Annotated in this window: 12 protein-coding genes; 6 read left to right on the top strand and 6 right to left on the bottom strand. The window is 69.3% G+C overall.

What is annotated here, in order from left to right; genetic code table 11:
• Positions 1–400 precede the first annotated feature (400 nt).
• On the bottom strand, positions 401–2,038 hold the full coding sequence (locus AB0915_RS07300) for a protein kinase (protein ID WP_366690133.1): 1,638 nt from the start codon (positions 2,036–2,038) through the stop codon (positions 401–403).
• 292 nt (positions 2,039–2,330) lie between these two features.
• Between AB0915_RS07300 and AB0915_RS07295 the strand changes: the two genes are divergently transcribed.
• A complete protein-coding gene (locus AB0915_RS07295; RefSeq protein ID WP_366690132.1) occupies positions 2,331–3,962 on the top strand; it encodes a protein kinase in 1,632 nt (543 codons plus the stop codon).
• Positions 3,963–3,984: 22 nt separating this feature from the next.
• Here the strand turns inward: AB0915_RS07295 and AB0915_RS07290 are convergent, their stop codons facing one another.
• From AB0915_RS07290 to AB0915_RS07280, 3 genes are all read right to left on the bottom strand, one after another.
• A complete protein-coding gene (locus tag AB0915_RS07290) occupies positions 3,985–4,968 on the bottom strand; it encodes a phosphotransferase (protein ID WP_366690168.1) in 984 nt (327 codons plus the stop codon).
• A gap of 63 nt (positions 4,969–5,031) precedes the next feature.
• Positions 5,032–5,460, bottom strand: coding sequence for a pyridoxamine 5'-phosphate oxidase family protein (locus AB0915_RS07285; RefSeq protein ID WP_366690131.1), 429 nt, complete (start codon positions 5,458–5,460; stop codon positions 5,032–5,034).
• 142 nt (positions 5,461–5,602) lie between these two features.
• Positions 5,603–6,262 carry a response regulator transcription factor gene (locus AB0915_RS07280; protein ID WP_366690130.1) on the bottom strand — a complete coding sequence of 220 codons (660 nt, stop codon included), beginning with the start codon at positions 6,260–6,262 and terminating at the stop codon, positions 5,603–5,605.
• 338 nt (positions 6,263–6,600) lie between these two features.
• Between AB0915_RS07280 and pdhA the strand changes: the two genes are divergently transcribed.
• Genes pdhA through AB0915_RS07265 form a run of 3 tightly spaced genes read left to right on the top strand, consistent with a single transcriptional unit; the run spans position 6,601 to position 10,156 of the window.
• Positions 6,601–7,749 (top strand): pyruvate dehydrogenase (acetyl-transferring) E1 component subunit alpha, encoded by a 1,149-nt coding sequence (pdhA, locus tag AB0915_RS07275; protein ID WP_366136502.1) that lies wholly within the window; start codon positions 6,601–6,603, stop codon positions 7,747–7,749.
• A gap of 2 nt (positions 7,750–7,751) precedes the next feature.
• Complete coding sequence (locus tag AB0915_RS07270) at positions 7,752–8,732, top strand: alpha-ketoacid dehydrogenase subunit beta (RefSeq protein ID WP_366690129.1); 981 nt, start codon at positions 7,752–7,754, stop codon at positions 8,730–8,732.
• Positions 8,733–8,743: 11 nt separating this feature from the next.
• Complete coding sequence (locus tag AB0915_RS07265) at positions 8,744–10,156, top strand: dihydrolipoamide acetyltransferase family protein (protein WP_366690128.1); 1,413 nt, start codon at positions 8,744–8,746, stop codon at positions 10,154–10,156.
• A gap of 75 nt (positions 10,157–10,231) precedes the next feature.
• On the opposite strand, the gene AB0915_RS07260 is transcribed toward AB0915_RS07265, so the two are convergent.
• A complete protein-coding gene (locus AB0915_RS07260; RefSeq protein WP_366690127.1) occupies positions 10,232–10,429 on the bottom strand; it encodes a hypothetical protein in 198 nt (65 codons plus the stop codon).
• Between the two features lie 41 nt (positions 10,430–10,470).
• Complete coding sequence (locus AB0915_RS07255) at positions 10,471–11,370, bottom strand: D-alanyl-D-alanine carboxypeptidase (RefSeq protein WP_366690126.1); 900 nt, start codon at positions 11,368–11,370, stop codon at positions 10,471–10,473.
• Positions 11,371–11,543: 173 nt separating this feature from the next.
• Here AB0915_RS07255 and AB0915_RS07250 point away from each other — a divergent pair, with 173 nt between their 5' ends.
• Complete coding sequence (locus AB0915_RS07250) at positions 11,544–12,218, top strand: GntR family transcriptional regulator (RefSeq protein WP_366690125.1); 675 nt, start codon at positions 11,544–11,546, stop codon at positions 12,216–12,218.
• On the top strand, positions 12,215–13,525 hold the full coding sequence (locus tag AB0915_RS07245; protein WP_366690124.1) for an MFS transporter: 1,311 nt from the start codon (positions 12,215–12,217) through the stop codon (positions 13,523–13,525). Before AB0915_RS07250 ends, AB0915_RS07245 begins: the two co-directional genes overlap by 4 nt.
• Positions 13,526–13,575 lie beyond the last annotated feature (50 nt).

Here is a 13,575-nt window from a genome sequence, read left to right as displayed (position 1 = left end):
GTGACCGAGGGTTCGCCCGAAGAACCGGCGGATGCGTCGGAGGAGGGGGTGGCGGTCGGGGCGGCGGGGCTCGGGGGCGAGGAGCGCTCGGGGGGCGGCGGAGCGGCCACCGATCCGCCGGGTCGAGCCCGGGTCAGCCCCGGCGTACCACCGGAAGTGCGCTGGTCGGAGTGTGCCTGTCCCTGTGCCGGTCCCAAGGCCGCCCCCGCGGCTATCACCAGACAGGCCACACACTTCGACGACCATATGGAGAGGAGTGCTGAAGCCATGAGGTCAGCGTCACATGTGCCGATATGTCCGGCATCTTAAGTGGCTGTCCTGCATCCCGGACGCCTGTAAGGCGAAACGGTCCGGCACACCTCACGCGTGCCGGACCGTCACTTCTCCTTGTGCGTGCGGGTCAGGCCGGGTCGCCCGTCGAGACGCGCAGCTCGAAGTGCGCGCCCTTCTCGTCGATGGAGGTACCGGCGGACGGGAACTGTTCCAAGACCTGGTCCTCGGCGTAGGTGTTGCCCGGGACCTTGATCTTCTTGATCGTCCAGCCCGCGGCCGTGGCGCATTCCTTGGCGGAGAGGTAGTCCTTGTACGTGAAGTCCGGCGCTTCGATCTTGCTCGGGTCGTCGGTGTCCTCGGAGGGGTCCGTGCAAGCCTCCGTCTTCATGGTCCGGTTCCGCTCCGGATCCTTGTGCTCGCCCGCCACCGGCGAGCTGCTCGGGTCACCGCCCTTGCCCGTGTCCGAGCCCGCTTCGTTCTTCAGCGACAGCACCGTGATCAGGCCGCCGATCGCGATCAGCGCGACCACGATCGAACCGACGATCACCGGCATGTTCCGCTTGCCGCCCCCACCGGTGCCACCGCCGCCACCCACCGGCTGCGGCGACATCGTGTACGGCGTCGGGGCCGGGGTCCGGTACGCCGGGCTCGACTGCGGGTAGCCGTAGCCCGGCGAAGGCGTGGGCGCCGGCGCCGGGGTCGGCGGGCCGTACGGGCCGGGCTGCTGCTGGTACTGCTGCGGCTGGTACGGCATCTGCACGCCCTGCGGCGCCTGCGTGGACTGGTCGACCGGCGGGAAGACCGCGGAGCCGACGCCCGAGCCGCTGTTCGCCGGTCCGGCCGCGCCGCCGATGATCACCGGGGCGCCCGTCTGACCGCCCGCGTTCAGCACGCGCGTGATCTCGTCCTGCATCGCCGCCGCGCTGGGGAAGCGCTCGTTCGGGTTCTTCTTCAGTGCCCGGGCGACCAGTGCGTCCATCGCCGGGGTGATCGACCGGTTGATGGAGGACGGCGCGACCGGCTCCTCCTGGACGTGCGCGTACGCGATGGCGAGCGGTGAGTCCGCGTCGAACGGGATCCGTCCGGTCAGCAGCTGGAACAGCATGATGCCGACCGAGTACAGGTCGGAGCGCGCGTCCACCCCACGGCCCAGGGCCTGTTCGGGGGAGAGGTACTGCGGGGTGCCGACGACCATGCCGGTCTGCGTCATCGACGTGACGCCCGACTGCATGGCGCGGGCGATGCCGAAGTCCATGACCTTCACGACGCCGCGCTTGGTCACCATCACGTTGCCGGGCTTGATGTCGCGGTGGACCAGGCCCATCTCGTGGCTGGTGTCCAGCGCGGCCAGCACGTCGCCGGTGACCTTGAGTGCCTTGTCGGCCGGCATCGCACCATAACTGCGGATGTCCGCCTGGAGTACGGAGCCGAGCGGCTCCCCCTCGACGTACTCCATGACGATGTACGGCATCAGCGCGCCGCCGAGCTCGTCCTCGCCGGTGTCGAAGACCGAGACGATATTGGTGTGCTGCAGCTTGGCCACGGCCTGAGCCTCGCGACGGAACCGCTCACGGAAGGACTGCTCACGCCCCAGCTCCGTGTGCAGAGTCTTGATCGCCACTTGACGGTCGAGCGCGGAGTCGTACGCCAGATATACGGACGCCATCCCGCCCTCGCCGAGCAGGTCGCGAAGCTGGTAGCGGCCGCCGGCGACCGAACCGCCCGCATAGCGACCCTGGGCGCCGTGCGCGCCGTCCTGGCTCATGACTTGCTTCCCCCTCGGCGCGCGTCTCGCGCGAAGATCCGTATGACGCGCCAAGTCTGCCCGAGGGGTACGACACGTCAAGCCGGGTGCCCGTTCCGTGACCCTAAGCACAGGAAGCGTCTCGGAAGCGTTACAGAATTTGCGTGAGCGGTGCGGCAGCCGGTTTGATGGCCCGTCCCTCTCGAGAACCGGGTGTCCGGCAGAGCCTGTAGCGTGACGTGGCAATGCAGCAAGGCATGCAAGACACCGTGAGAACGCGCGGACGCGCGGACAGATACGACGGCGAGGACTGATGGCACCCGAACCCGAAGCAAACGGCGGCGGAGTCTCGGATGCAGCCGACTCCTGGGGCATCGGAGGTGTGGTCGGCGACGGACGTTACCGGATGACACACCGGCTGGGCCGGGGTGGCATGGCCGAGGTCTTTGCCGCGGAGGACGTCCGGCTGGGACGTACCGTCGCGGTGAAGCTGCTCCGTTCCGATCTTGCCGAGGACCCGGTCTCCAAGGCCCGGTTCACGCGTGAGGCACAGTCGGTCGCGGGCCTCAACCACCATGCGATCGTCGCCGTGTACGACTCCGGTGAGGACGTCGTGGGCGGCCAGACCGTCCCGTACATCGTGATGGAGCTCGTCGAGGGCCGCACCATCCGTGATCTGCTGCTCAACGCCGAGGCGCCGCCGCCCGAGCAGGCGTTGATCATCGTCTCGGGGGTGCTGGAGGCCCTCGCGTACTCGCACCAGCACGGCATCGTGCACCGTGACATCAAGCCGGCCAACGTGATCATCACGAACTCCGGCGCGGTCAAGGTGATGGACTTCGGCATCGCCCGTGCGCTGCACGGCGCGCAGTCGACGATGACCCAGACCGGCATGGTCATGGGCACGCCGCAGTACCTCTCCCCCGAGCAGGCGCTGGGCAAGGCCGTCGACCACCGCTCCGACCTGTACGCCACCGGCTGTCTGCTCTACGAACTCCTCGCGCTGCGGCCCCCGTTCACGGGCGAGACGCCGCTCTCCGTGGTGTACCAGCACGTCCAGGACATTCCGGTCCCGCCGTCCGAGATCCTGGACGCGGTGCCGCCGGAGCTGGACGGGCTCGTCATGCGCTCGCTCGCGAAGGACCCGGACGACCGGTTCCAGAGCGCCGAGGAGATGCGCGGGCTGGTCCAGTACAGCCTGCAGATGCTCCAGGTGCAGGGCGGTCACACGGGGACGTGGAACACCGGGCCGGTCACCGCGCACGAGTTCGGCAACACCCCCGCCATGGGCATGTCCGGCGGGACGATGGCGATGGGGCACCCGCAGCAGGGGGACACCTCGCAGAGCCCGATCCTGCCGCCGATGAATCCGGACGACGGCGGGTACGACGGCGGACACCACAGCGGTGGCGGCCGTGGCAAGCTCTTGCTGTTCGTCGTCCTCGCGCTGATCGCGATCGGGGCCGGTGTCGCCATCGCCGTGAGCGCGGCGAGCAACAGCGGCGACCAACACGAGAAGACGCCCACGAAGACCTCCAGCTCGCCGTCCGAGTCGGACAGTTCGCCCTCGCCGAGCGACGAGCAGAGCCAGCAGAGCCAGCTGCCGGAGAACTCCACCGGCAACCAGCAGGACACGCGGCCGAAGAAGCGCTATTCCCCGCCCGTCACGCCGACCCAGTCGTCCGAGGCGCCGTCGACCGAGCCGTCGGCATCGGCTACGGGCGGCGCCACCACCGACGGCAGCACGGGCACGAGCGACGGCAGCACGGGTACGAGCGACGGCAGCACGGGTACGAGCGACGGCAGCACCGGTACGAGCCAAGGCAGCACCGGTACGAGCGAAGGCACCACGGGGACGACCGAGGGCAGCAGCGGCACGGCTGCCGGGACCAGCGCGGGCACGGCCGGCGTGGCAGGCACCACCGCAGGCTCCACCACGCAGTGACCCCGAGGCGTTCACTGGGGCCTCACCCCGTGAACGCCTCGCACACCGCCTCGTACTCGCGCGTCCACCAGACCGCCAGGGCCGACACCGCAGGGAACTGCGGGTCGGCCCTTCGGTCGTCCAGGCGGTAGCGCCAGCGCAGTATCCAGAAGTCGTTGAGCCGCTCCCACCACACCCGGTGCACCGCGGCAGCCAGTTCGCAGGCGCCCGCCCCGACCGCACACCGGTAGGCCCGCGCGTAGGCCCGTACCCTCTCCAGGTCCAGCTTCCCGGCGGGCTGTACGAAGAAGATCGCCGCGGCCCGTACCGCCTCCTCGGCGCGCGGCTGCACCCCCAGCCGGTCCCAGTCGACGATCGCCACCGGGTCGGCGCCCCGGTACAGCACGTTCAGCGGGTGGAAGTCGCCGTGCACCCAGCCGGTCGCCGGGATGTCGGGGGTGGGCGGCCGGCGGTCGGCGTGCCGCTCCAGCAGGGCACGCCGTTCGACGAGGCGGTGCTCGGCCAGCTCGTCGAAGGAGTCCCGGGGGCGGTGTTCGCGCGCCGCGGCCAGCAGGTCGTGGATCAGCGCGAACGTGTCGACGGCGTTCGGGCTGGCATGTCCGCGCACCCCGGTCGCCCCCGTCTCCATCACCTGCGCGAGCCCCGTGTGTACGGCTCCGAGGAGTGCCCCGAGCCGTTCCGACTGGGCGAGGGTCAGCTGGGCGCCGACCCGGTGCAGTCCGTCCACCCAGGGGTGCAGCGCGTAGCACCGGCCGTCGATCTCCGTGACCGTGTCGCCCTCCGTGTCCTCGACGGGCGGGGCGACCGGCACCCCGAGCGACTGCAGCCGCTGGGTGGCGCGGTGCTGGCGGACGATCGTCGCGCGGTCGCCGGTGGAGTCGTCGAGATGGTGCTTGAGGAAGTACGAGCCGCGGGTGGTGGAGACGCGGTAGCCGTGGTTGAGGAGGCCCTTGGTGAGGGGCTTGCAGCTGAGGGGCTCACCGGCGTCCGGGTAGCGGCGCAGCACCTCGCCGACCGGAGGAACAGGCGGGAGGGTGACAGATGAGCGCGGCACTCACCACATGGTAGATCACGCTGCGTGTCGGTTCGCCTGACTTGCGTGATGGCCCAGAGTGTGCACCGTGACGAAGTGCGGGGCGAGGTGGAGGTAGACCGGCTCGAAGGGTTCGCCGCTGACCTCCCGAGGCGCCGCACCGAAGCGCTCGCGCTGCTCCTCGCTCGGATGCACGATCTCGGCAGGACCGGTGAACTGGACCGACCACAGGTCGCCGCCGTCGCCGGAGGCCGCCGTGTTGAAATTGTCCGCGCCGTACGCGACGACGGTGCCGTCGCACGAGGCGTGGTACCCGAGTCCGCTGTGCATCCGCAGGACGACGTGGCCGTCGATCACGATGTGGCGGGCCACCGCCAGGTAGGGGAGTGCCCGTCGGGTCGTCGCCAGCCGGCCGTACGGCACCCGGGCGAGCAGCTCGATCGCTTGCAGTTCCTCGGAGGACATGCGCTCCACTCTGCGACATCGTGGTGGGCACAGAAAGAGGCCGCAGCCCCGGGTGATCCGGGACCAAAGTCCCGAGGGCCGCCCGGGACCGCGGCCCCGTCGGAGCGGAGGGAGGGCGCCCGAGGCCCGTCCCGTACCGCTCTCAGCGCTGCTCGGCCTGGAGCCGCGCCACATAGGCGGCTGCCTGCGAGCGGCGCTCCATGCCCAGCTTGGAGAGCAGGCTGGAGACATAGTTCTTGATCGTCTTCTCGGCGAGATGGAGCCGCTCACCGATCACCCGGTTCGTCAGCCCCTCGCCGATCAGATCGAGGATCTTGCGCTCCTGGTCGGTGAGGCTCGCGAGCTTGTCGTCGCCCCGGCCCTTCTTTCCCTCGCGCAGCCGCTCCAGCACACGCGCGGTCGCGACCGGGTCCAGCAGCGATTTTCCGGCCGCCACATCCCGTACCGCATTCAGCAGCTCATTGCCGCGGATCGCCTTGAGCACATACCCCGACGCGCCCGCCATGATCGCGTCGAAGAGGGCTTCGTCATCGGCGTACGAGGTCAGCATCAGGCAGTGGATGCTGTCGTCCAGGGACCGGATCTCGCGGCAGACCTCCACCCCGCTGCCGTCCGGCAGCCGTACGTCGAGCACCGCCACATCGGGCCGCGTGGCGGGGATGCGCACCAGGGCGTCCGCCGCCGTACCGGCTTCGCCGACGACGTCGATGTCGTCCTCGACCGAGAGCAGCTCATGCACCCCACGTCGGACGACCTCATGGTCGTCCAACAGAAATACGGTGATTTTTCCTTCTTCGCGCACAATCGCAGTCTCACACACTCCCCTCTTCCCTGCCGCTGAACGGCGGGATAACGTGCCGTTGTTCCGGCGGCCTGCAAGGCCGTTCCCAGCGCTGTGACCAGCGAGAGTTCCCGAATTTCTCGATTTACTTGGAAATCCAAGCAAAATCGCAGGTCAGGGAGTGTTTCGCAGTTGTGCGACGCACTGGGTAACGTGCCTTTGACAGGACGCTCGCCGGGGCACCTGTCACGCCTGTTCCCGGCCGAGCGGCACCCACCCCGTGCACGGGTACGGACACAGGCGAGCCGCACTGGTCTCCCGGCAGACCCCGGGGGCCGGACCGACGGAGGAGCACGCACGTGACCGTGGAGAGCACTGCCGCGCGCAAACCGCGACGCAGCAGCAAGCGGACCAGCGCCGCGAAGACGCCACAGAGTTCCGAGCCCGAGCTTGTACAGCTGCTGACGCCCGAGGGCGAGCGCGTCGAGCACCCGGACTACACGATCGACCTGACCGCGGACGAGCTGCGCGGTCTGTACCGGGACATGGTCCTGACCCGCCGCTTCGACGCCGAGGCGACCGCCCTGCAGCGTCAGGGCGAACTGGGTCTGTGGGCCTCGCTGCTCGGCCAGGAGGCCGCGCAGATCGGTTCCGGCCGAGCACTGCGCGACGACGACTACGTCTTCCCGACCTACCGTGAGCACGGTGTCGCCTGGTGCCGCGGGGTCGACCCGACCAATCTGCTCGGGATGTTCCGCGGCGTGAATCACGGCGGCTGGGACCCGAACAGCAACAACTTCCACCTGTACACGATCGTCATCGGCTCGCAGACCCTGCACGCCACCGGCTACGCCATGGGCGTCGCCAAGGACGGCGCGGACTCCGCCGTGATCGCGTACTTCGGGGACGGCGCCTCCAGCCAGGGCGACGTCGCCGAGTCGTTCACCTTCTCCGCGGTCTACAACGCCCCGGTCGTCTTCTTCTGCCAGAACAACCAGTGGGCGATCTCCGAGCCCACCGAGAGGCAGACCCGCGTCCCGCTCTACCAGCGCGCGCAGGGCTTCGGCTTCCCCGGCGTCCGGGTCGACGGCAACGACGTACTCGCCTGCCTCGCCGTCACCAAGTCGGCGCTGGAGCGGGCCCGCCGGGGCGAGGGACCCACCCTCGTCGAGGCGTTCACCTACCGGATGGGCGCGCACACCACCTCCGACGACCCGACGAAGTACCGGGCGGACGAGGAACGCGCCTCCTGGGAGGCCAAGGACCCGATCCTGCGGCTCAGGACGTACCTGGAGAAGCAGGACCTCGCCGACGAGGCGTACTTCTCCGCGCTCGACGAGGAGAGCGAGGCTCTCGGCAAGCGGGTCCGTGAAGCGGTACGGGCCATGCCCGATCCGGACCGGATGGCGATCTTCGACCACGCGTACGCCGACGGCAACCCCCTCGTCGACGAGGAGCGCGCCCAGTTCGCCGCCTACCAGGCTTCGTTCGCCGAGGAGGGCAACTAGTCATGGCCCTGGAAAAGATGTCCATCGCGAAGGCGCTCAACGAGTCGCTGCGCAAGGCCCTCGACACCGACCCCAAGGTCCTCATCATGGGTGAGGACGTCGGCAAGCTGGGCGGGGTCTTCCGGATCACCGACGGGCTCCAGAAGGACTTCGGCGAGGACCGGGTCATCGACACGCCGCTCGCCGAGTCCGGCATCGTCGGCACCGCAATCGGTCTGGCCCTGCGCGGCTACCGGCCGATCGTGGAGATCCAGTTCGACGGCTTCGTCTTCCCCGCGTACGACCAGATCGTCACGCAGCTCGCGAAGATGCACGCCCGTGCGCTCGGCAAGATCAAGCTGCCGGTCGTCGTCCGGATCCCGTACGGCGGCGGCATCGGCGCCGTCGAGCACCACAGCGAGTCGCCCGAGGCACTGTTCGCGCACGTCGCGGGGTTGAAGGTGGTCTCGCCGTCCAACGCATCGGATGCCTACTGGATGATGCAGCAGGCCGTCCAGAGCGACGACCCGGTCATCTTCTTCGAGCCGAAGCGGCGTTACTGGGACAAGGGCGAGGTCGAGACCGACCTCATCCCCGGTCCGCTGCACAAGGCCGCCACGGTACGGGAGGGCTCGGACCTCACCCTCGCCGCGTACGGCCCGATGGTGAAGGTCTGCCTGGAGGCCGCCGCGGCCGCCCAGGAGGAGGGCAAGTCGATCGAGGTCCTGGACCTGCGGTCGATGTCCCCGATCGACTTCGACGCCGTTCAGGCCTCGGTCGAGAAGACCGGCCGGCTGGTCGTCGTCCACGAGGCGCCGGTGTTCTACGGCTCCGGTGCCGAGATCGCCGCCCGCATCACCGAGCGCTGCTTCTACCATCTGGAGGCACCGGTGCTCAGGGTCGGCGGCTACCACGTCCCGTATCCGCCGGCGCGTCTCGAGGACGAGTATCTGCCGGGCCTGGACCGGGTGCTCGACGCCGTCGACCGCTCGCTGGCGTACTGAGGAGAGGGGTCGTGACGACGATGACCGAAACGTCTGCTCGCTTCCGTGAGTTCAAGATGCCCGACGTGGGCGAGGGACTGACCGAGGCCGAGATCCTCAAGTGGTACGTACAGCCGGGCGACACCGTCACCGACGGCCAGGTCGTCTGCGAGGTCGAGACCGCGAAGGCGGCCGTGGAGCTGCCGATCCCGTTCGACGGCGTGGTGCACGAGCTGCGCTTCGCCGAGGGCACGACCGTCGACGTCGGCCAGGTGATCATCGCGGTGGACGTGGCGCCGGGCAGCGGTGACACGGCTGTGGAGGCGGCTCCGGCTCCGGCTCCGGCCTCGGCCGAACCGGAACCGGCTGCGGAACCGGAGGCACCGAAGGGCCGCCAGCCGGTGCTGGTGGGCTACGGCGTGGCCGAGTCCTCCACCAAGCGCCGCGCCCGCAAGGGCGCCGAGCAGCCGGCGGCCGCGGCGGCCGCGATCCAGGGCGAGCTGAACGGTCACGGGCCGGCCGTCCAGGAGAGCCGCCCGCTCGCCAAGCCGCCGGTGCGCAAGCTGGCCAAGGACCTGGGCATCGACCTGGCCACGGTCGTCCCGACCGGCGAGGGCGGGATCATCACGCGCGAGGACGTGCACGCGGCGGCCGCGCCCGCACCGGCGCAGGCGACCGCACCCGCCCCGGTTCCGGCCACGGTCCCGGAACCGGTGGTCACCGTTCCCGCCCCGGTACCGGGTGCCCGGGAGACCCGCATCCCGGTCAAGGGTGTGCGGAAGGCCATCGCGCAGGCCATGGTCGGCAGTGCGTTCACCGCACCGCATGTCACCGAGTTCGTGACGGTCGACGTCACGCGCACGATGAAGCTCGTGGCGGAGCTCAAGGACGACAAGGACATGGCGGGGGTCCGGGTCAACCCGCTCCTGATCATTGCCAAGGCGCTCCTGGTCGCGATCAAGCGGAACCCGGGGATCAACGCGGCCTGGGACGAGGCCAACCAGGAGATCGTGCAGAAGCACTATGTGAACCTGGGTATCGCGGCCGCCACCCCGCGCGGTCTGATCGTGCCGAACATCAAGGACGCGCAGGACAAGACCCTGCCGCAGCTCGCCGCAGCACTGGGCGAGCTCGTTGCCACGGCCCGGGACGGCAGGACGTCTCCCGCCGCCATGGCGGGCGGCACGGTGACGATCACCAACGTCGGCGTCTTCGGCGTCGACACGGGTACGCCGATCCTGAACCCGGGCGAGTCCGCGATCCTCGCGGTCGGTGCGATCAAGCTGCAGCCGTGGGTCCACAAGGGCAAGGTGAAGCCCCGTCAGGTCACCACGCTGGCGCTGTCGTTCGATCATCGTCTGATCGACGGCGAGCTCGGTTCCAAGGTCCTGGCGGATGTCGCCGCGATCCTGGAACAGCCCAAGAGGCTGATCACCTGGGCCTGATGGCCGTGTGAGACGGAAGAAGCGGGCCTGCGCGGAGATTCCTTCCGCGCAGGCCCGCTTTTCTGTCGGGACAGGTCACTCGGCGGGAGCCAGGATCACCCGGTCCTCGGCGGGGGCCGACTCGGTGTCGTCGGCGTACACGGCGGTCACCCGGTAGAAGTGGATGGCGCCGGTCGGGGCGGCGACCGACAGCGCGGCGACGCTGCGAAGCCGCCCACGGGGAATGGCGGAGAGCTCGCGGCCGGGTGCAGGAAAGGGCCCGCCGTACCGCACGGCGGACCCCTCCTTGTGCCCCCGGAAACGGGGGTGGAGGACTACTTCTGGAAGGAGTAGTCCATGATCTTCTTCATGTCCGCGGTCCGGGCGGTCGCGCTCGTGGAGGCGAGCACGGTGCCGATGACCGTCTTGCCGTTGCGGGTCGCGGCGAAGACCAGGCAGTACTTGGCCGTCGGGCCGGAGCCGGTCTTCACACCGATCGCACCGCTGTAGCTGCTGAGCATCGTGTTGGTGTTGGACCACGACATGTAGCGGTAGCCACCGGACTTCGTGGTGACTTTCTGCGTGGTCGACTTGGTCTTCACGACCGTGCGGAAGGTGGAGTTCTTCATCGCACTGCTGGCGATCTTCGTCAGGTCGCGCGGCGTCGAGTAGTTCGAGCCGTTCCCTATGCCGTCGAACGAGTCGAAGTGGGTGTTCGTCAGACCGAGGGACTTGGCGGAGGCGTTCATCTTGCCGATGAACGACTTCACGCGGTCCGCGCGAGTGGTGCCGGTGCCGAACTTGTCGGCGAGCGCGTACGCGGCGTCGCAGCCGGACGGCAGCATCAGGCCGTAGAGGAGCTGGCGGACGGTGACCTTGTCGCCGACGATCAGGTGAGCCGACGAGGCGCCCTTGGCGACGATGTAGTCGCTGTACGCCTTCTGGATCGTGACCTTGGAATCCAGGTTGAGGTTGCTCTGCGCCAGCACCACCTTGGCCGTCATGATCTTGGTGGTCGAGCCGGTGGAGCGACGGGTGTCCGCAGCCTTCGTGTAGAGGGTCTTCGCGGTTCCGTTGTTCATCACGTAGCCGCCCGCGGCGGCAATCGTGGGGGTGGGCGGCGTGGCAGCCTGCGCCGTGGAGGCGAAGACGCTGCCCGCGATGACGGCACCCGCGGTGAGAGCCACGGTGACAGTGGCGGAAACGCGGTTTATGCCCTTAATGCCGATTTTCAACTTGAACGCTCCAAATGCCCCTGGAATGCGGCCGCATGTCGGTGCCGCTCGGTGGTGAGACTCACGAGGTGTGCGAATGGATGTGCTGAATCCTCGAGTAATTTCCGGGGTTTTACCGTCCAGATTCCGGACAGCGTCGCCGCATGCGTGCATGTTGTATCTATGCTGTGTGCATGCCTGCCGCACCCCCTGTCGTGACGCACCCGCCCGCCAAGCGGCCGCCCGCCGCCGAACGCGTCTACACCCACATCAAGCAGGCGGTCCTCGACCGCCGTTACGAGGGGGGCACGCTCCTCACCGAGGGCGACCTCGCGGACGCCGTCGGCGTCTCCCGTACACCCGTGCGCGAGGCCTTGCTGCGGCTGGAGGTCGAAGGTCTGATCAAGCTCTATCCGAAGAAGGGGGCCCTGGTGCTTGCCGTCTCCGCACAGGAGATCGCGGACGTGGTGGAGACCCGGCTGCTCGTAGAGGAGTTCGCCGCCCGCAAGGCCGTGCCCGCCTCGGCGAAGCTGATCGGCCGCCTGGAGGAACTGCTCGACGAGCAGCGACGGCAGGTGGCGGCCGGGGACCTGGCCGCCGTGTCGGTCGCGGACCGCTACTTCCACGCCGAGATCGTGCGCAACGCCGGCAACGAGATCCTGTCGCGCCTCTACGACCAGCTGCGCGACCGGCAGTTGCGGATGGGTGTCGCCGTGATGGAGGCGCATCCCGGCAGGATCGCCGCCAACATCACCGAGCACACCGAGCTGCTGGACGCCATCAGGGCCGGGGACGCGGACGGTGCCGCGCAGGTCGTACGACGCCATGTCAGCCGGGTCAGGGTGCTCGTCCGGGGTGAGGACCGGTGAGTTCTGCCGCCGCTCCCACCCTGTCTCTGCCCGGTGATCCGCCCGGCGGCCGGCGGGCCGCCCGGGTCTGGGGCATCGGCGTCGCCGTCTACTTCGTCGCCATCATCTTCCGTACGAGCCTCGGGGTCGCCGGTCTCGACGCCGCCGACCGGTTCGACGTCAACGCCTCCGCGCTGTCGACGTTCTCCATCCTTCAGCTGCTCGTCTACGCGGGCATGCAGATACCTGTCGGCCTGATGGTCGACCGGCTCGGCACCAAGAAGGTCCTCACCCTCGGGGCCGTCCTGTTCACCGTCGGGCAGCTCGGCTTCGCGCTCTCCCCGTCGTACGGCATGGCGCTGGCCTCCCGGGCGCTGCTCGGCTGCGGCGACGCGATGACGTTCATCAGCGTGCTGCGGCTCGGTGCCCGCTGGTTCCCGGCCCGGCGCGGACCGCTGATCGGCCAGATCGCCGCGCTCTTCGGCATGGCGGGCAACCTCGTCTCCACGCTCTTCATCGCCCGCGCCCTGCACAGCTTCGGCTGGACCGCCACGTTCGCGGGCAGCGCGGCCGCCGGGGCCGTGGTCCTCGTCCTGACCCTCCTCTTCCTGAAGGACCACCCCGAGGGATACGAGCCGCCGCCCGTCGAACACGCGGGCGCCGCCTACGTACGCAAGCAGATCGCCGCCTCGTGGCGGGAGCCCGGCACCCGGCTCGGGATGTGGGTGCACTTCACCACGCAGTTCCCGGCCATGGTGTTCCTGCTGCTCTGGGGGATGCCGTTCCTGGTGGAGGCACAGGGGCTGAGCCGGTCCACTGCCGGCGAGCTGCTCACCCTGGTGGTGCTCTCCAACATGGCCGTCGGCCTCGTCTACGGACAGGTCATCGCCCGCCACCACGCCGCGCGCGCCCCGCTCGCCCTCGGCACGGTCGCGGTGACGGCCGTCGTGTGGGCGTCGACGATCCTGTACCCGGGCGACCACGCGCCGATGTGGCTGCTGATCACGCTCTGCGCGGTGCTCGGCGCCTGCGGACCGGCCTCGATGATCGGCTTCGACTTCGCACGCCCGGCCAACCCGCCGCAGCGCCAGGGCACCGCATCGGGGATCGTCAACATGGGCGGTTTCATTGCCTCGATGACGACACTGTTCGCCGTCGGTGTGCTGCTCGACGCGACGGGGGACAACTTCCGCATCGCGTTCGCCTCGGTCTTCGTCCTGGAGGCGCTCGGGGTCGTACAGATCCTGCGGCTGCACGCCCGTGCCACGCTCCGCGAGCGGAACCACCATGTGATCAGCCGCGTGGAGGCTGTGCACGTTCCCGCGTGACGCCTGCCGCGGCCGGTCCGGCGGCGCGCCCGTCTCTTCGCCTTACAAGG

Source organism: Streptomyces sp. NPDC048411 (assembly GCF_040704695.1).
In the GTDB taxonomy this organism is placed as follows: domain Bacteria; phylum Actinomycetota; class Actinomycetes; order Streptomycetales; family Streptomycetaceae; genus Streptomyces.
The sequence above is the reverse complement of the archived record's forward strand: the minus strand, read 5'-3'. Positions and strand labels throughout refer to the sequence as shown.